Source organism: Rathayibacter sp. Leaf248, from assembly GCF_920939495.1.
Taxonomy (GTDB): domain Bacteria; phylum Actinomycetota; class Actinomycetes; order Actinomycetales; family Microbacteriaceae; genus Rathayibacter; species Rathayibacter caricis.
Map to the genome: position 1 here is coordinate 1,767,098 of NZ_CAKLAV010000001.1, position 17,178 is coordinate 1,784,275.

Below are 17,178 nucleotides of genomic sequence, written 5' to 3' on the forward strand. Positions count from 1 at the left end.
AGGATCCCCGGACCCGGATCGCGAACAGGAGCATCGAATGCAGAACGCCTGCACCCGGCCGCTCGACGTGGACGACGCCGTCGCCCTCGTCGCGGTCCTCGCGACACTCGAAGGCCTGCTGGCCGCCCGACGGCTGCCCGACGCCGAGATCGAGCTGATCCGCCGCAGCCTCGAGCAGGGCGGCGGCGTGCTCGCGGGAGCCGACCACGAGGAGCTCGCCGCGGCCCTGAGCGCCCTGAACGGGCGCCTCCGGGCCACCATCGGCTGACCCGCGACGACCCCACGGGATCCGCGAGGGCGCTAGCGTGGCCCCATGCCCGGCGCCCACTTCGTCCTGTCGACGGCCTCCCCCTGGGAGGACCGCACCGAGGTCATCGGCGTCTACGCCTCCGAGGCATGGGCGCGCGAGGCCGCGACGGTGTGGCTCCGCTCACCCGATCGCGAGGCGTTCCCCCGCTGCATCATCGAGTGCTGGAGCGGGGCGCACCTGCTGCAGCGCGAGGTGATCGAGGGCGTGCCCGCCGACGACGACTCCGACGGCACCGGGATCAGCGGAACACCGACGGACGGCTGAGCGCGTCGGCCCAGGGCTCGCGCTCGGTGACGACATCGGCGCCCGCCTGGGCCGACTCCCGGATCGCGAGGCCCAGCAGGTGGTCCTGCAGCCCGTCCGCGAGCGGATACGGCGCCGGCCCCTCGCCCCTCGCCCAGGCCCCCGTCGCGCCGACGAGCGCGTCCACGGCGATGTCCTCGTCGGACTGCCGCGCGCCCGGGTGCGGGTTCTGGAACAGCACCTCGCCGTCGAGCGCGATCGTGTCGAGGTGGAAGCCCTCGAGGTTGTGGTCGATCCCCGTCTGCCGGCGGGTGATCCGCGACTCGACGACCGACCGCGGCGCCGCCATCCGCACCACGCTGTCGCCGTCGATCTCGCCGTGCGAGCCGCGCACGGTCAGCCGGCGGTGGCGCAGCGGGGTGAACCACTGGTTGTCGGTGAAGTCGTAGAGCCCCGAGCGGCCGTCGCCGAAGTCGAGGGTCGCCAGGGTGGTCGTCCGCTCCTGGGTCTCGGTCGCGTCGGTCCAGCCGTGCGTCGTCAGCGGATCCAGGAGCGGCGCGCGGAGATCGCGCGCGCTCACGCGGGTCGGCCCGCCCCGGTCGCCGAGCAGCCCGCGCATGATCGAGACCGCGTGGTACAGGTGGTTCGAGCAGACCTGCACCTGGTTCGGCGTGCCGATGAGGCCCGAGCGCACCGCCTTCCAGCGCGCGGAGTGCGCGGGCATGAACAGGCTCTGATCGGCCACCTGCACCAGGTCGGAGCCGCCGACCTCGTCCCACATCCGCCGCATCGCGGGCACGTCGAGGGCCGGAGGCGTCTCCTCGAGCACGCGGATCCCGCGACGGACGAGGTCCGCCGTGATGTGGGACGCCACCTCGACCGGCACGGCGACGAGCACGAACTCGGGGTCGCCGTGGGCGACGAGCTCGTCGATGCTCGCGAACGCGGGCACTCCCCACTCGGCGGCGACCGCGTCGCGGCGCGCTGACCGCGAGTGGATCCCGGTGACCCGGAACGACTCCGGCACGTCGCGGGCGAGGCGGAGGAAGAAGCCGGTGCGCCAGCCGGAGCCGACGATCGCGAAGCGGATCGGGGAGGAGGTCATCGGCGTCGTCCTGTTCTGCGGGGTCCCGCGGAGGGTCGTCCCGACGCGCGCGGGCGGTCGGGGGCGGTCGTGCTCGACCAGTGCGAGGGCCGCTCGAAGTGCGGAGGGAGCACGGTCGCCGCGTCGCCGCGCGTGCTCGAGACCTGCGCCTGGGTGAGGTAGAGCGCACCCGAAAGGTCGGCGCCGGACACGTCCGCGTCGCGGAGGTCCACTCCGAGCACGTCGCAGCGGTGCAGGTCGGTGCGGCGCAGGTCGGCCGCGATCAGCAGCGCTCCGCGGAGGTCGGTGCCGCGGAGGTCCGCTCCGCGCAGGTCCGCGCCGAGCAGGTCGGCGCCCGGGACGAGGCGGCGGTCGGAGCCGGTGCCCACCCCGGCGCGCGCGGACGCGCTCGCGGCGATCAGGAGCGGGCGGGACGCGGCGAACTCGGCGTCCACGTCGGCCGCGAGGATCTCCTCCGGCGAGGCGAGCGTGAGCGCGTGCACGGCCTCGAAGCGGCGGCGGACGGCGTCGCCGTCAGCGGCGTCGACCTCGAGCGCGACGTCGAGGTACCAGAGCAGCTCGTGGAGGCGGCGGACGAGCGGGAACACGGCGAACATCCGCTCGCGCACGGCCGCGTCGCTCCGCCACGAGACACCGCCGAACGTGTGCGTCGAGACCTTCTGCCCCGCGCCGAAGCAGTCGAAGACCGTGCAGCCGACGAAGCCCTCGGGGCGGAGGCGGCGGTGGATCGTGCAGGCGTCCTCGGAGTCGAGGTTCGAGCACGGGTCGCCCGCCGGCTTGTCGACGGGGAAGTCGCTCGAGCGCGAGAACGCCAGGGCGACGCAGCAGAGCCCGAAGCAGTTCGCGCAGTCGGCGCCCAGATCCTCGCGGCGGCCGAGCTCGACCCGGGTGCGTGACGACATCGCTCCCGAGCCTACGCCCGCCTCGACGCCCGGGTCAGTGCGCGAGGGCGAGCACGCCGACGACGAGCGCTCCCAGGCCCAGGAGGATCCCGAGCGAGATCACGCGCTGCCGCCAGGTGAGGCCCGCCCGGCCGACCGCGATCAGCGCCACGGCGGCGAGCACCGCGGCGTACACGCCGACGCCGATCCACAGGGCCGTCGTCGCCTCGATCCAGCCGAGCACCGCCGCGAGCAGGGCGAGCACCGGGAGCGACGCCGACGCGAGCGCGCCCGCCGCGATGCGGAGCATGACGCGCAGCTCCGACCGTGACGGGAGCGCCGCGTGGGTGACCTGGTGCGCGATGACCTCGGCCGTGAATCCGGCCGCCGAGATGCCGATGATCGAGATCACGAGGCTCCGCAGGGCGTGGCCCGCGTCGGGGTGGTCGTCGACGGCGTAGATCATGACGACCGCGAGGCCCGTGAACGTCGCGTAGACCCGCTCCTTGAGGGCGCGGGCGCTCTCCTCGAGCGGACGGCGGGTGTACTCCATCCACCGGGAGACGGGCCCGGCGGCGCGGCGGGCCACGGTCAGTAGGAGGCGGAGTCGACGCGTGCGGCCGAGGCGTCGCCGTCGAGGCGCGCGGCCAGGTCGCCGAGGATCGTCGCCGATCCGCTCGTGCCGAATCGGGTGACGCCGAGGTCGCGGTACGCGAGCAGCGTGTCGAGGTCGCGGACGCCTCCGGAGGCCTTCACCTGGACGGCGTCGGACACCGCGCCGCGCATGAGGCGCAGGTCGTGCTCGTTGGCGCCGCCGCCCGCGAAGCCGGTGGCGGTCTTGACGAAGTCGGCGCCGGCGCGCTCGGACGCCTCGCTGCCCGCGACGACCTGCCCGTCGTCGAGGAGGCTCGTCTCGAGGATCACCTTGACGACGTGGCCGTCGGCGGCGTCGACCACCGCGCGGACGTCGTCCTCGACGTCCTGCAGCAGGCCGCTGCGCAGGCGGCCGATGTTGACGACCATGTCGAGCTCGCTCGCGCCGTCGGCCAGGGCCTGACGCGACTCCGCGACCTTCGCGGCCGTGGAGGTGGTGCCGTGCGGGAAGCCGATGACGGTGCCGACGAGGACTCCGGAGCCCTCGAGGCGGCGCACCGCGTGCGCGATGTCGGAGGGGCGGACGCAGACGCTGAACACGCCCGAGGCGGCGGCCTCGTCGAGCTGCGCGTCGACCTCGGCGCGGGTGAGCTCGGGCTTCAGGATCGCGTGGTCGATGAGCGCCGCGATCTCGGCGACGCTGGGCAGGCTGGGGGTGGTCATGCGCTCGATTTTACCCGGGCGTGCCGGGCGGCGCCGATCCGTCGAGAACGGCCGCGCGGAGTCGGGCGGGGCGGCCTCCCGCGACAGATCGATCGGGTTGCGTCGGGCCGGACGGAAGCACGGCTCCTTGCTGATCGAGTAGCCCGCGCAGCGGGCGTATCGAGATCCCCCACCGACCGGACGAAAGCCGGCGGCGCCGCAACTCCGGCGACGGCGGGTCTCGATACGCCCCTCCGGGGCTACTCGACCAGCAGCGGGCGGGGGGACGCGACCTGCACGAGCGACGCGGAACGCGAGCTGTGAACCTGCACCCCGTCGCGCAAGGTCGAGCGAACCGGGGAATCGCGTGCCAGCGATTCGCCGTAGCGGTACGCACGACGCTCTGCGGAACGCGACCACCTCGAGGAGCCGACCGCGGCGAGGAGTGCCGCAAGGCACTCCGAGCACGGAAACACCGAAGGGGCCCCGCGATCGTCAGATCGCGAGGCCCCTTCGGTGTGAGCGCAGTGGTACGGACTACCAGCTCGACTTGGTGATGCCGGGCAGCTCGCCGCGGTGCGCCATGTCGCGGAAGCGGACACGCGAGATGCCGAACTTCGACAGGTTGCCGCGGGGGCGGCCGTCGACGGCGTCGCGGCCGCGGACGCGGACCGGCGAGGCGTTGCGGGGGAGCTTCTGGAGGCCGACGCGGGCGGCCTCGCGGGACTCGTCGGTGCCGGCCGGGTCGACCAGAGCCTTCTTGAGCTCCAGGCGCTTGGCGGCGTAGCGGTCGACGATCACCTTGCGCTGCTCGTTGCGGGCGATCTTGCTCTTCTTGGCCATTTCTAGCGCTCCTCGCGGAAGTCGACGTGCTTGCGCACTACGGGGTCGTACTTCTTCAGCACGAGACGGTCGGGGTCGTTGCGACGGTTCTTCTTGGTCACGTAGGTGTAACCGGTGCCTGCCGTCGAACGGAGCTTGATGATGGGACGGACGTCCTGCTGCTTTGCCATTAGATCTTCACCCCACGAGCGAGAATGTCCTTGACGACGGACTCGATGCCACGGGCGTCGATGACCTTGATGCCCTTGGCCGACAGCGTCAGGGTGACGTTACGGCGGAGCGAGGGGACGTAGTACGTCTTCTTCTGCACGTTCGGGTCGAAGCGGCGCTTGGTGCGCCGGTGCGAGTGCGAGATGGCGTGTCCGAAGCCGGGGACGGCTCCGGTCACCTGGCAGACTGCTGCCATGGTTTCCTCCATGTGTGGTTACCGTGGGGCGCACGCGGCACTCGGCCCCGCTCGACCCACCCAAGGTCACTTGTCGGCATACCGCCCGCTCGTCGCGGAGGTCGGAACCTCCGCCGCACGGGCAGCACGCAAGCGCGTGCAGATGCACGCAACCTGAGTAGCTTACGTGATCCGGCGCACGACCGGCAAGAGCAGCTCAGCCCGATTGCGCCGCGTGCATCCGCGCGTAGTGGCCGCCGACGGCGAGCAGCTCGTCGTGCGAGCCCCACTCCGAGATGCGCCCGCGCTCGAGCACGACGATGCGGTCGGCCGAGCGGATGGTCGAGAAGCGGTGCGCGACGACCAGCGTGGTGCGTCCCGACGTCAGCCGGCCGAGCGCCTCCTTGATCAGCGCCTCCGACTCCGGGTCGAGGGCGCTCGTCGCCTCGTCCAGCAGCAGCACGCGGGGGTCGCGGATGAGGGCGCGGGCGATCGAGAGCCGCTGGCGCTGGCCGCCCGACAGGCGGGCGCCGCGCTCCCCCACGACGGAGTCCCAGCCGTCGGGCAGCGCTTCGACGATCTCCCACGCGTTCGCGTCGCGCAGTGCCGCCTCCATCCGCTCGTCGGACACGTCGCCGAGGCCGTAGGCGATGTTGTCGCGGATCGTGCCCTCGAAGAGCACCGACTCCTGCGGTACCACCGAGACGGAGCGGCGGAAGGTGCGGAGGTCGAGCGTCTCCATGTCGACCCCGTCGAGCAGGATCCGGCCCTTCGTGGGCCGGAGGAAGCCCAGCACCACGTTCAGCAGGGTCGATTTGCCCGATCCGGAGGCGCCGACGAAGGCGACCGTCTCGCCCGGGCGCAGGTCGAGGTCGATGCCGTGCAGGGCCGCTCCGTCGTCGCCGTAGCGGAAGTCGACGCCCTCGAGAGTGATGCGCCCGGCGACCCGGCCGACCGCGCGCTTGCCCTCGTTGTGCTCGAGGTCGGGATCCTCGAGCACCTCGGCGATGGAGCGGACCGACTCGGAGCCGCGCGCCGCGAGCGGGAGCAGCATCAGCAGGTTGGTCATGGAGGAGGTGAGGAGCGCGAAGTAGCTGCTCAGCAGCACGACCTGGCCCGGAGTGACGGGCAGCCATCCCGAGATCGAGACCCACGCGGCGAGCACCAGGCAGCCGACTCCGAGCAGCTGCAGGCTCACCCACGACAGCGAGGCGAAGCGCCCGTTGAGCAGGTCGAGCTCGAAGCCGGCCTCGCGGACCCCCTCGGCGCCGGTGGCGACGGTGCGGACCGCGGTCTGCTCGAGGCCGTGCGCGCGGGTGACGGGCATGAGGGTGGCCATCGCTCCGACGGTCGCAGAGAAGCGCTCGACCTCGCGGCGGAACTGCTCGTTGCGCTGCATGCTGCGCCGCTGCAGGATCCGTCGCAGCAGCACCGCCAGCGGGATCGCGAGGGCGTAGACGGGGAGGAAGGCCGGCACGTTGAGCGCCGTCATCGTGACGGCTCCGATCAGCACCATCACCGCCGAGAGCAGCGGATTCGCGGTCTGCTGCAGCATCGTCTCGATGTTCTCGACGTCGCGGACCACCTTGGTCTGCACGATCGCGCTGTTCGCCCGGGCGTGGAACCCGATCGAGAGCAGCTGCAGCCGGTTCGCGATGGCCTTGCGCAGATCCGCGCCCATGTCGCGGACCGTGCCCATGAACAGCCGCACGAACATCACGTGGTTGGGGTAGTTCTGCGCGAGCAGCACCAGGGCGATCACCGACCACAGCAGCAGTCCACTGCTCGGCCCGCCCGCGACGACGATGTCGATCACCTCGGCGGTGACGACGGGCAGGAACCAGAGCGGGGTGTCCTTCACCGCGAAGAAGGCGACGGCGGCGAGGATGCGGCGCGGACGCCTCCGCAGCAGGCCGACGACGCTGCGCAGCGGATGCCGCCCGTCGACGATCTCCTCGACGGAAAGTGCTTTCCCAGACATTGCTCCATCCTCCCGCCGAGCGCGCGGAGGCACCACCCCGCCGCGCCGCGCGCTGCTCGAGCGGCGGCGTGCGGCGGCACGGTACGGTCGCTCGGGCGCTCCGGGGGATCGGCGCGCCGTCGAGGGGGGACCATGGAATCGCTGAGGCGCCGCGCGCTGCTGCTGGGCATCGCGTCGGCCGCGGTGGGGCTGAGCGGCTGCACCGCCGACCCGGGACCCGCGCCGCTGACGGCGGTGCCGGTGGCGGCCACTCCGACTCCGACTCCCCCGCCGCGCCCGGTTCCGACCGCGACCGCGACGCCCGTGCCGGTGCGCGCCCGGGTGCCGCTGCCCGAGGGGATCATCACCGAGCTGCCGGCCGGCGTCGGGAACGCGATGGCGTGGACGGTCGACGACGGCGCCGACACCGAGGTCGTCGCCGCCTATGCGCAGTTCGCGAAGGACACCGGAACGCGCCTCACCTTCTTCCTCAACGGTCAGTACGACTCGTGGACCGTGTGCGCGCCGGCGCTCGCTCCGCTCGTCGCCTCGGGCCAGGTGCAGCTCGCGAACCACACCTGGTCGCACGTCGACCTCACGAGCCTGGGCTCCGACGGGGTGCAGGAGGAGCTCGGCCGGAACGGCGAGTTCATCCGCTCGACCTACGGAGTCGAGGCCGCACCGTTCTACCGGCCGCCGTTCGGCTACACCGACGCCGCGAGCCGGGCAGCCGCCGCGGGGATCGGCTACACGGCGACCACCCTCTGGTACGGCTCGCTGTCCGACTCCGGCCGCATCACGACGGACCAGGTGCTGGCCTTCGCGGACGAGTGGTTCCAGCCGCAGCGCATCGTGATCGGGCACGCGAACTTCGATCCCGTCACGCAGGTCTACGCGCAGCTGGTCGACCTCCTCGTCGCGCGCTCGCTCGAGACGGTGACGCTGCGCGACGTGTTCGCGGTCTGACCCGCGCTCAGCGCAGGCTCGCGCGGGCGGCCTCGGCGATCGCGGCGGCGACGGCGTCCAGGCTCGGCGTCCGGAGTGACCACTGCTGCCAGTAGAGGGGGATGTCGACCGGGTCGCCGCCCAGCGCGACGAGGCCGGGATCGCCCACCGGGGCCTGCAGCTCCGGCAGCATGCCCCACCCCAGGCCGAGCCGCACGGCCGCTTCGAAGTCGGTCGAGCCGGGCACGCGGTGCCGGGGCGGAGCGGCTCCGGGCGCGTGGGCGGCGAGGAACCGCTCCTGCAGGCGGTCCTTCTCGTCGAAGACGACGACGGGCGCCTCGGCGAGGCCCTCGAGCCCGCCCGAGGGGAACCAGCGCTCGGCGAACGCGGGGGCGGCCATCGCCCGGTAGCGCATGACGCCCAGCGGAGCGACGGAGCAGCCGAGCACCGCCTCCGACTCGGCCGTGACCGCCGCGATCACCGTGCCGTCGCGGAGGAACGCGGTCGTGTGCTCCTGATCCTCGCGGTGCAGCTCGAAGACGGCGCCGGGCACGCCGGCGAGCGCCGGGAGGACCCAGGTGGCCAGCGAGTCGGCGTTGACGGCGAGCGCGAGGGGCACCGGGCCGGCTCCCTCCGCCTCGTCGCCGCCCAGGGCGCGCACGGCGTCCTCGGCGAGCAGCTCGATCTGACGGGCGAGCCGGAGGAGCTCGGCTCCGGCCTCGGTGGCGACGACCGGGCGCGAGCGCACGAGGAGCACGCGCCCGGCCGCGGTCTCGAGCGCCTTGATCCGCTGGCTGAGCGCCGAGGGGGTCACGTGCAGGGCGCGGGCGGCCGCGTCGAAGGAGCCGTGCCGGACGGCGGCAGCCAGCGCGCGCAGGCGGGAGAGGTCGAGGTCGTCGGTCAGCATCAGTTCTGCTTACGGTACTGAAGAAGCATGAGCTGGTCTACATCTTCCAGGCGCCCTACCGTCGGAGTGTGTCCCCCCTCCTCGCCGCCGTGTCCGGCCTCGGCTTCGGCCTCTCGCTCATCATCGCCATCGGCGCTCAGAACGCCTTCGTGCTCCGGCAGGGCCTCCGCCGCGAGCACGTCCTCGCCGTGGTGGCGATCTGCGCGCTCTGCGACGCGGCGCTGATCGTGCTCGGCATCGCGGGCATCGGCGCGGTGCTCGAGTCGGCGCCGTGGCTGCTGGTCGTGATCCGCTGGGGCGGCATCGCGTTCCTGCTGGGCTACGCGGTCCTCGCCGCGAAGCGCGCGCTCCGCCCCGGCACGCTCGACGGCGACCCGGCGGGCGCGTCCACCTCGCTGCGGACGGCCATCACGACCTGCCTGGCGCTGACGCTCCTGAATCCGCACGTCTACCTCGACACGGTGGTGCTGCTGGGGTCCGTCGCGAACACGCACGGCGACGAGCGCTGGTTCTTCGGGGTCGGGGCGGCGGTGGGCAGCGTGCTGTGGTTCACGGCGCTGGGCTTCGGGGCTCGGGTGCTGCGTCCGCTGTTCCGGAGCCGGACGGCCTGGCGGGTGCTGGATGCGGGAGTCGCGGTCGTGATGGTCGTGCTGGCGGTGTCGCTGGCGCTGTCCCACTGAGTCGCGACCTGGCGGCGGCGGTACTTGTTCTACTAACATTGCGAACATGTTGTTCCGCGTCGACCACTCCTCGCCGCGCTCCCTGGCCGATCAGCTGGAGTCGCAGGTGCGCACGGCCGTCGCCGAGGGCGCGCTCTCGGCGGGCGACCGCCTGCCTCCGGCCCGCGAGCTGGCCGAGTCGCTCGACATCAACATGCACACCGTGCTCCGCGCCTACGCGGCGCTCCGCGACGACGGCCTCCTGCAGATGCGCCGCGGCCGGGGCGCCTGGATCGCGGAGTCCGCCGGCCCCGGCCTCGTGCGCGTGACCGCGCTCGTCGACCAGCTCGTCGCCGAGGCCCGCCGCAGCGGGATCGGCCCCGCCGAGCTCATCCGCCTGATCGAGAGGACCACCCCGTGACCGACCGCACCCGCTCCCTGCTGGCCGCCGCCTCCCTCCTGCTGCCCGCGATCGCCGTGCTCGTCTCGCGGGTCGTGCTCGACGTGCCGCCCGTCCTCGCCTCGCACTGGTCCTCGACGGGCGCCGCCGACGAGACCGCCCCGGTCGGCGCGCTGCTGGCCCTGGCGCTCGTCCTCTCCGGCGCCCCGGCGGTGGCGGGGATCGTCGCCGCGCTGCTCGGTCACGGCTCGCGGATGCTGCTCTCGTGCCTCGGACTGGTCGCGGGCCTCGGCGCCTCGGCCTGGGCGACGTCCCTCGGCACGACGCTCGCGGCGGGCTCGGCCGAGGGCGCGCAGCTGGGCGCCTGGCTGCTCGTGCTGCTCGGCGGCCTCGCCTACGCGGTGGTGCCGGGGGCCCTCGCTCCGCGCAGCCGCTCGGAGTCGAGCACGCGCGTCGAGCGGATGGCACTCGGCGATTCCGAGTCGGGCGCCTGGTCGCACACCGTCACCGGCCGGGTCTTCGCGGTCGTCGGAGTCGTCCTGGCGCTCGCCGCGGCCGTCGCGGTGTCGACGCTGCTGGCCGAGGGCTCGACGGGCCCCGCGATCGCGATGGCCGTGGTCCTCGGCGCGAGCGCGATCGTGGTCCTCGGCTTCACCCGACTGCGCGTCACGGCCGACCGCCGCGGGCTCCGCGTGGTGTCGCGGGTGCTCGGGATCCCGCTGCGGCGCATCCCGCTCGAGACGATCGCCTCGGTCGGCACGGCCGAGCTGCGGCCGGCGGAGTGGGGCGGCTGGGGCTACCGGATGATGCCGGGCCGCTCGGCGCTCATCCTGAACGCGGGCCCGGGTCTCGTGGTGCGGACCACCCGCGAGCGCGAGTTCGCGATCAGCCTGCGCGACCCGGAGACGCCGGCGGCACTGCTCGAGGCGCTGCGCACGCGCTGAGCCCGGCGGGCGGCCGCGCGCGCCGCCGGGAGGAGGGTCTGGACAAAAGTAGGAACATCGACCCGGACCGCGGACCCGCCGTTAGCGTGGACCCACTCCCCCACTCACGAGGCGGGACGACCCTGAACTCGACCCGGGCCGGGCTCGGCGTCGACCTGACCACGGAGGTTGAATCATGCCGTTCACGACCACGGACGATGGCGTGGAGATCTACTACAAGGACTGGGGGCCCGCGGACGCGCAGCCGATCGTGTTCCATCACGGCTGGCCGCTGTCCTCGGACGACTGGGACGCGCAGATGCTGTTCTTCCACGCGCACGGCTACCGCGTCGTCGCGAGCGACCGCCGCGGGCACGGGCGGTCGACCCAGGTCGGCACCGGCCACGACATGGACCACTACGCGAGCGACGTGAACGCGGTCGTCGAGCACCTCGACCTGCGGAACGCGATCCACATCGGCCACTCGACCGGCGGCGGCCAGGTCGCCCGCTACGTCGCGAAGTACGGCGAGCCGCAGGGACGCGTGGCGAAGGCGGTCCTCGTCTCGGCGGTCCCGCCGCTCATGGTGCAGACGGAAGCGAATCCCGACGGGACGCCGATGTCGGTCTTCGACGGCTTCCGCGAGGCCCTGGCCGCCAACCGGGCCGAGTTCTTCCAGGCCGTCGCCTCCGGCCCGTTCTACGGCTTCAACCGACCCGGCGCGACCGTCTCGGAGCCGGTGATCGCCAACTGGTGGCGCCAGGGCATGACGGGTTCAGCGCTGGCGCACTACGAGGGCATCGCCGCGTTCTCCGAGACCGACCAGACCGAGGACCTCAAGGCCATCACCGTCCCGGTCCTCGTGATGCAGGGCGACGACGACCAGGTCGTGCCCTACGAGGACGCCGCGCTGAAGCAGCACGAGCTGCTGCAGAACTCGACTCTCAAGATCTACGAGGGCTACCCGCACGGCATGCTGACGGTCCACGCCGACGTCATCAACCCCGACCTGCTCGCGTTCATCCGGGCGTAGCGGGAGCGGCGCCTGTGGCCGCAGGTGCGTCCCGGTCGGTCGGGGCGCACCGGCGCAGGCCTGTCGGAGGACGCCGAGAACCGGCGGAACCCCCCGGGCGCCGCCCTGCCTCCGGATCGCGTTCCGACGGCTCCGCGTCGATCCGATCGCCTTCGTCATCTGTCGAGTCCTTCGGACTCCCCGATGCGCGGAACCGCCCGGGCTTCGTAGTGTCCGAGCATGACTCCGCACTCCTCGTCTCCCCCGGCGCAGCCGTCGGCCTGGGCGCCCCTGGCGATCACCGCGTTCCGGGTGCTGTGGTTCGCCCAGCTGGGCAGCAACATCGGCACGTGGATGCAGACCGTCGGCGCCCAGTGGTTCCTGGTCGAGGCCGCCGCGGGCGCGGTGGTCATCGCTCTCGTGCAGACGGCGAGCCTGGCGCCCTCGCTCCTCGTCGCCCTGCCGGCGGGCGTCCTGGCCGACTCCCTCGACCGGCGACGGCTGCTGATCTGGGGGACGTCGGCCAGCGCGCTGCTGGCGGCCGCCCTGACCGTCGTGGCGGCCGTCGGCGCTCTGTCGCCGTGGACGATCCTGGCCTTCACCTTCCTGCTCGGCATCACCTCCACCCTGACGTCGCCCGCCTGGCAGGCGATCCAGCCGGAGCTCGTGCCCCGCGACCTGATCGCCGCGTCGTCCGCCCTGGGAGGAGTGACGGTGAACGGCGCTCGAGCGGTCGGCCCCGCACTGGCCGGAGTCGTCCTGTCGGTGTTCGGAGCCCCCGTCGTCTTCGGCCTCAATGCGCTGAGCTTCGTGCTCGCCGTGATCGCCCTGCTCTGGTGGAAGCGGCCCGCCCAGACGGGCCTCGACGATCGCGAGCAGTTCGGCGCGGCGCTGAAGGCGGGGATCCGGTACGTCGCCTCGGCGCACCTCGTGCGCCGCATCCTGCTCCGGTCCGCCCTCTTCGCCCTGCCGGCCAGTGCGCTCTGGGCACTCCTGCCCCTCACCGCGAAGCGCCTCGACCTCGACTCGAGCGGGTACGGCCTCCTCCTGGGTGCTCTCGGCGCCGGCGCCGTGCTCGGCGTCTTCGCTCTGCCGCTCGCTCGGCGCCGGCTCTCGGACAACACCGTCATCACGGCGAGCGCGGTGCTCTTCGCGGCGGGGTCCCTCGCGGCGGCGTTCCTCCCGTTCGCGCCGACGCTGGTCCTGCTCGTGCTCGCGGGACTGGCCTGGATCGGCACGCTCACCGTGCTGAACGCGGCGCTCCAGCTCACCCTGCCCCAGTGGGTGCGGTCCCGCGGGGCGTCGATCTACATCTTCGTCTTCATGGGAGCGATGGCCGTCGGCTCGACCGGCTGGGGTCTGGCGGCGCAGGCGCTCGGCACCCCGATCGCCTACACGGTGTCGGCCGCCCTGCTGCTCGTCGTGGCGGCCAGTGTGCGGGCGCTCCCCCTCCTGCCGGGGACGGGGACCGTCGATCGCAGCATCTCGATGTCGTGGCCCACCCCCACGCTGGTGTTCGAGCCGCAGCCCGCCGACGGGCCGGTGCTGGTGACGGTCTCCTACCGGGTCGACTCCGACTCCGTCGCCGCGTTCCGCACCGCGATGAGCCGGGTGGAGAGCTCCCGGCGACGGACCGGCGCCTCGAGGTGGGCGCTCTACCGCAGCGGCGAGGAGGCCGACGTGCAGCTCGAGACGTTCCTGGTGCCGTCGTGGGGCGAGTTCCAGCGGCAGGAGACGCAGCGCCTCACCGGCCGCGACCGCGAGATCCGCGCTGCAGCGCTGGCCCATGTGCAGGGGCAGCCACTCGAACGGCACTACTTCCCCAGCAGGGCCTCCTCCCCGAGTCGGGCCGGGGGCGCCACCGCGACGGAGTGATGACGGGCGGGAGTCGTCCGCCGGGCACGATCCTCGTTCGAACAGTGGGAGCGCTCTCACGAATCGGCCCGAGGGAGCCATACTGGAGATCGGATCGCCCCCAGCCGACCGCCGCTCGTTCCGGCGGATCCTCCGACGGAGTCAGACGATGAGCAGCCGCACCCCCCTCGCCGACTTCCTCCGAGCCAGGCGGGCGGCGCTGCGACCGGAGCGGATCGGGCTGACGACCGCCGGAACCCGGCGGAGGGTCCCGGGTCTGCGCCGGGAGGAGGTCGCCGATCGCGCCAGGATCAGCCGCGACTACTACCTCCGCGTGGAGCAGGGCCACGACATCACTCCCTCCGACCAGGTGCTCAGCGCTCTCGCCGAGGCGCTCGACCTCGACGGGTTCGAGCGCGCCTACCTGTTCCGGGTCGCCAGGCCGCTCCCTCCGCTGGGCGCCGCCTCGAGCCCTGCGCCGTCGATGGAGGCGCTGCTGGACCACTGGCCGATGACGCCGGCGTTCGCGTTCGACCGGAACCTCGACGTCCTGGCGACGAACGACCTCCTGCGGTGCATCGCCCCGGAGAAGGGAGTGCCGGGGGCGAACCTGCTCCTCTCGGTCGCGGAGGGGTACGCGAGCGCTCGCGAGGACGGCATCCCGCCGGACCAGCTGCAGGTGTGGGACAGCATCTTCCGCGAGCTGATCGCGGCCCTGCGGTTCTACAGCGATCCCGACGACCCGCGCCTGCGGGAGATCGTCGGCGAGTGCTCCGTCCGGTACCGGCTCTTCCGGTCGGTCTGGGCCGAGTACGAGGTCCGGCCGATCACGCAGCGGGCGCTCCGGATCGACGTCGACCCGTTCGGCTGGCTCGACTTCGACATGCAGACGTTCGAATCGGCCGTGGCACCGGGCCGCTTCATCGTGACGTACCTCGCCCGACCGGGGTCGCCCGCCGCCGCGGCGGTCGACCACTTCGCGTCGCTCCGGCCCGCTGCTCGGCAGGCGGAGGCGCACGTCACGCCGAACGCGGCGGTTCCCGGACGGTGACGGCGAGACTCTCGAGCACGCGCCGGGCCGCGGCGTCGGCGGGCTCGAACAGGAGCAGCGTGCGCTCGTCGTCGCGCGGGAGACGCAGCAGGCGGTAGTCCAGCGGGACGGTGCCGACGGCGGTGCCGAGGAAGCGGACCGACCCGCTCCCCCGCACCGGGGCGTCCCGGGCCCAGGCCGCAGCGAAGGCGGGGCTGCTGACGGAGAGCTCCCCCACGATGCTCCGGAACTCCCGATCGCCGTCGTGCCGGTCGAGCGAGGCGCTCAGCAGCGCGGTCACCTGCTCCGCCGCATCCCGCCAGCAGGGCAGGTCCTGCAGGTCGGGCGCCTCGAGGAAGGTGGACCGGGCGAGATCGGACCCCTCGACGAAGTGGGGGGAGAGAGCACGCGAGAGGAGTCGCGGACAGCACCCGGAGGTGCCGGTCGAGCAGCACCGCGGGCTGCTCCGTCCACGGGGCCGGCAGCGCCCGGTCCCGCGGCGCCTCCGGCCCGTCGTCGTCCACGGGCCTCACGGTAACCGTCGGCTCCGTGCCCGAGCGTGGCTGTCGGAGGGTCAGGGAAGCGGCACGGGAGCGAAGGGGGCCCTGCGAGGGTCACGCTCGCGGACGGGAGCGTCCACGAGGATCGCCGCATGACCCCTCCTCCGGATCTCCGCCGATGACCCTCCAGGACGTGGTCGACGAGCTCGCCGGAGCACCCGGCCGGCCGATCGCGATCGAGGACCGCCGCCTCCTGAGCTCGACGGCCCCCGGGCGCGCCGAGCTGCTCGCGGATCTGCTGGCGCCCGACGCAGGCCGGCGCCGGGCGTCGTTCGCCGAGGCCGTCGAGCGCCACCGGCTGCGACGCGACCCGAGCACGGTCGTGCGCGCCGTGCTGCTGGACAGCGCACCGCGGAGGGCATCGCTCGCCCGTCGCCTCGACGCGTCCCCCGCCGCCGGCCCGGTGCTCCTGGGCGACGAGCAGGGGATGCTGCTGTTCGTCAGCACGGAGGCGCCGGGATCCGACCCCGACGCGACGGACGCCCTGGTCCGCGCCGAGGCCCACCGCTGCGGCGCGCGGGTCCTCGCCATCGGCTCGGCGCGCCACCGGCGGGAGGACGACGATCTCCGTCCGACCGCCGACCACGCCGCCCTCGCGGCGAGCATCGTCGGCTCACTGCCCGACGGTCGCGACCGCGGGGACATCGCGGACCTCGGAGCCTGGGTGCTCCTGTCCTCCGTCGCCGCCGACAGCTCCCAGCTCGCGATGCTGTCGCCCGCGGCGGCGACGCTGCTCGAGAACGGCGACGACCTCCAGCGGCAGACCGTCGAGGCCTACCTCGACGTGCGCGGCAGCGCGAAGGAGGCGTGCGCGATCCTGCACATCCACCGCACCACGCTCTACTACCGGCTGGACAACCTGCCGCCGACCGTCCGGGCCGCGCTCGACGACGGGCTCGCGCGCAGCGCGCTGCACCTGTGCCTGAAGCTGATGCGGTTCCGCGGCGGCCACGAGCGGCGGCGGGCCTCGTGACGGCAGCCGCTCCAGGTCGGCCGGCGCTCGACTCCGGGCTCCCGCAGGTGCGCCTCTACGGGCGGCGCAGCTCCGTCAAGCGCGTCGCCTCCGCGGTCGGCGAGGGCGCCATGGCCGTGACCTTCGCCCACCGCCACCTGCAGGAGACGTCGTGAACCGCGATGCCGGTGATCGCGTCGACGAGCCGCCGTCGGATCCGCTGCCCGAGGCCGCCGCGTCGGCCGCGTCGCTCCCCGACCGGTCCGCCGCGTTCCTCAGCGCGCTGGTCACCGAGCACTTCGTCCTGGAGTCGGCCAGGGGCATCACCGTCACCGAGTCGAGCAGCAGGGCGTCCCTCTACCTGACGATGCTGTCGAGCTCGCTCGTGGCGTTCGGGTTCCTCGCGCCCACCCCGTACGCGCTCGGGTTCCTGGCGGTGATCATCCCGGTCGTCGTCCTGCTGGGCGTCTTCACCTACGAGCGGCTCGTCCAGACCTCGATGGAGGACATCGCCGCGCTCACGGCGATCCAGCGCATCCGCCGCTACTACGGCACCCTGCTGCCGGGCGCCGGCAGCTACTTCACGATGCCGCGCGGTCCCCACGCCCCGAACGAGCTGCTCGAGATCGGCCGCAGGCGCAGCTGGCGCGGCATCTTCTTCACCATGTCGTCGGCGATCGGAGTCGTGAACTCGATCGTCGCCGGCGCAGGAGTGGCGCTGGCGCTCGCCGTCGGAGGCGGGGACGAGCCGCGCGCGATCGCGGCCGGGATCGCCGCCGCCCTCCTGCTCGCCGTGCTGCACGGCGTCTACCAGTTCCACCGCTACCGGCAGATGCGCCTGCGGATCGCGGAGGCGGAGGCGCTGGACGGCTTCGAGCAGGCGTGAGCGCTGCGGGGCCCCGACCCTCCGCTC

At 73.2% G+C, this 17,178-nt stretch carries 21 protein-coding genes and 1 pseudogene; 12 read left to right on the forward strand and 10 right to left on the reverse strand.

The genetic code is table 11. From position 1 onward, the window contains the following. Positions 1-37: 37 nt before the first annotated feature. Together LRG51_RS08690 and LRG51_RS08695 are read left to right on the forward strand one after the other, a co-directional pair. On the forward strand, positions 38-268 hold the full coding sequence (locus tag LRG51_RS08690) for a hypothetical protein (protein WP_055786176.1): 231 nt from the start codon (positions 38-40) through the stop codon (positions 266-268). A 45-nt stretch (positions 269-313) separates the two neighbouring features. Continuing rightward, complete coding sequence (locus LRG51_RS08695; RefSeq protein ID WP_055786173.1) at positions 314-574, forward strand: hypothetical protein; 261 nt, start codon at positions 314-316, stop codon at positions 572-574. On the opposite strand, the gene LRG51_RS08700 is transcribed toward LRG51_RS08695, so the two are convergent. The 8 genes from LRG51_RS08700 to LRG51_RS08735 form a co-directional block, all read right to left on the reverse strand. After that, on the reverse strand, positions 549-1,658 hold the full coding sequence (locus LRG51_RS08700) for a Gfo/Idh/MocA family protein (protein ID WP_230672212.1): 1,110 nt from the start codon (positions 1,656-1,658) through the stop codon (positions 549-551). The genes LRG51_RS08695 and LRG51_RS08700 overlap by 26 nt on opposite strands. Further along, positions 1,655-2,560, reverse strand: coding sequence for a pentapeptide repeat-containing protein (locus LRG51_RS08705; RefSeq protein ID WP_230672214.1), 906 nt, complete (start codon positions 2,558-2,560; stop codon positions 1,655-1,657). The genes LRG51_RS08700 and LRG51_RS08705 overlap by 4 nt, the downstream gene beginning before the upstream one ends. A 34-nt stretch (positions 2,561-2,594) precedes the next feature. Next, positions 2,595-3,128 (reverse strand): hypothetical protein, encoded by a 534-nt coding sequence (locus LRG51_RS08710; protein ID WP_230672216.1) that lies wholly within the window; start codon positions 3,126-3,128, stop codon positions 2,595-2,597. A gap of 2 nt (positions 3,129-3,130) precedes the next feature. Continuing rightward, positions 3,131-3,856 carry a deoxyribose-phosphate aldolase gene (gene deoC, locus LRG51_RS08715; RefSeq protein WP_230672218.1) on the reverse strand — a complete coding sequence of 242 codons (726 nt, stop codon included), beginning with the start codon at positions 3,854-3,856 and terminating at the stop codon, positions 3,131-3,133. Between the two features lie 516 nt (positions 3,857-4,372). Next, the gene (rpsN, locus tag LRG51_RS08720) at positions 4,373-4,678 is read right to left on the reverse strand and encodes a 30S ribosomal protein S14 (protein ID WP_055786161.1); all 306 of its coding nucleotides are present in this window, start codon (positions 4,676-4,678) and stop codon (positions 4,373-4,375) included. Between the two features lie 2 nt (positions 4,679-4,680). Then, positions 4,681-4,848 carry a 50S ribosomal protein L33 gene (gene rpmG / locus LRG51_RS08725; RefSeq protein WP_027692168.1) on the reverse strand — a complete coding sequence of 56 codons (168 nt, stop codon included), beginning with the start codon at positions 4,846-4,848 and terminating at the stop codon, positions 4,681-4,683. After that, positions 4,848-5,084, reverse strand: a complete 237-nt coding sequence (gene rpmB / locus LRG51_RS08730; RefSeq protein ID WP_055786157.1) for a 50S ribosomal protein L28 — start codon at positions 5,082-5,084, stop codon at positions 4,848-4,850. The genes rpmG and rpmB overlap by 1 nt, the downstream gene beginning before the upstream one ends. A gap of 196 nt (positions 5,085-5,280) precedes the next feature. Next, a complete protein-coding gene (locus tag LRG51_RS08735; RefSeq protein ID WP_230672220.1) occupies positions 5,281-7,044 on the reverse strand; it encodes an ABC transporter ATP-binding protein in 1,764 nt (587 codons plus the stop codon). A 132-nt stretch (positions 7,045-7,176) separates the two neighbouring features. On the opposite strand from LRG51_RS08735, the gene LRG51_RS08740 reads away from it, so the two are divergent. Further along, a complete protein-coding gene (locus tag LRG51_RS08740; RefSeq protein WP_230672221.1) occupies positions 7,177-7,989 on the forward strand; it encodes a polysaccharide deacetylase family protein in 813 nt (270 codons plus the stop codon). A 7-nt stretch (positions 7,990-7,996) separates the two neighbouring features. Here LRG51_RS08740 and LRG51_RS08745 read toward each other — a convergent pair whose 3' ends face one another. Continuing rightward, positions 7,997-8,875, reverse strand: coding sequence for a LysR family transcriptional regulator ArgP (locus LRG51_RS08745; protein WP_230672223.1), 879 nt, complete (start codon positions 8,873-8,875; stop codon positions 7,997-7,999). 68 nt (positions 8,876-8,943) lie between these two features. Between LRG51_RS08745 and LRG51_RS08750 the strand changes: the two genes are divergently transcribed. The 6 genes from LRG51_RS08750 to LRG51_RS08775 all read left to right on the forward strand — a co-directional run bounded on the left by LRG51_RS08750 (position 8,944) and on the right by LRG51_RS08775 (position 14,774). Further along, positions 8,944-9,555, forward strand: coding sequence for a LysE/ArgO family amino acid transporter (locus LRG51_RS08750; RefSeq protein WP_230672225.1), 612 nt, complete (start codon positions 8,944-8,946; stop codon positions 9,553-9,555). A gap of 46 nt (positions 9,556-9,601) precedes the next feature. Continuing rightward, positions 9,602-9,955 carry a GntR family transcriptional regulator gene (locus LRG51_RS08755; RefSeq protein WP_055786142.1) on the forward strand — a complete coding sequence of 118 codons (354 nt, stop codon included), beginning with the start codon at positions 9,602-9,604 and terminating at the stop codon, positions 9,953-9,955. Next, positions 9,952-10,878 (forward strand): hypothetical protein, encoded by a 927-nt coding sequence (locus LRG51_RS08760; protein WP_230672227.1) that lies wholly within the window; start codon positions 9,952-9,954, stop codon positions 10,876-10,878. Before LRG51_RS08755 ends, LRG51_RS08760 begins: the two co-directional genes overlap by 4 nt. A gap of 175 nt (positions 10,879-11,053) precedes the next feature. Beyond that, entirely contained in the window at positions 11,054-11,890 is an 837-nt protein-coding gene (locus LRG51_RS08765; protein ID WP_230672229.1) for an alpha/beta fold hydrolase, read from the forward strand. A 219-nt stretch (positions 11,891-12,109) separates the two neighbouring features. Further along, positions 12,110-13,744, forward strand: a complete 1,635-nt coding sequence (locus LRG51_RS08770) for an MFS transporter (protein ID WP_230672230.1) — start codon at positions 12,110-12,112, stop codon at positions 13,742-13,744. 148 nt (positions 13,745-13,892) lie between these two features. Then, complete coding sequence (locus LRG51_RS08775) at positions 13,893-14,774, forward strand: helix-turn-helix transcriptional regulator (RefSeq protein ID WP_230672232.1); 882 nt, start codon at positions 13,893-13,895, stop codon at positions 14,772-14,774. Here the strand turns inward: LRG51_RS08775 and LRG51_RS08780 are convergent. Next, positions 14,743-15,150 (reverse strand): annotated as a pseudogene (locus tag LRG51_RS08780) (MmyB family transcriptional regulator); the annotation flags it as partial. The gene LRG51_RS08775 and the pseudogene LRG51_RS08780 sit on opposite strands and share 32 nt — an antisense overlap. 281 nt (positions 15,151-15,431) lie before the next feature. On the opposite strand from LRG51_RS08780, the gene LRG51_RS08785 reads away from it, so the two are divergent. The 3 genes from LRG51_RS08785 to LRG51_RS08795 are packed head-to-tail and all read left to right on the forward strand — an operon-like array spanning position 15,432 to position 17,151. Continuing rightward, positions 15,432-16,286 (forward strand): helix-turn-helix domain-containing protein, encoded by an 855-nt coding sequence (locus LRG51_RS08785; RefSeq protein ID WP_230672234.1) that lies wholly within the window; start codon positions 15,432-15,434, stop codon positions 16,284-16,286. Beyond that, positions 16,283-16,441, forward strand: a complete 159-nt coding sequence (locus LRG51_RS08790) for a hypothetical protein (protein WP_230672236.1) — start codon at positions 16,283-16,285, stop codon at positions 16,439-16,441. Before LRG51_RS08785 ends, LRG51_RS08790 begins: the two co-directional genes overlap by 4 nt. Then, positions 16,438-17,151: a hypothetical protein gene (locus tag LRG51_RS08795; protein ID WP_230672239.1), complete on the forward strand. Its 714-nt coding sequence runs from the start codon at positions 16,438-16,440 to the stop codon at positions 17,149-17,151. The genes LRG51_RS08790 and LRG51_RS08795 overlap by 4 nt, the downstream gene beginning before the upstream one ends. The last annotated feature ends 27 nt before the right edge of the window (positions 17,152-17,178 follow it).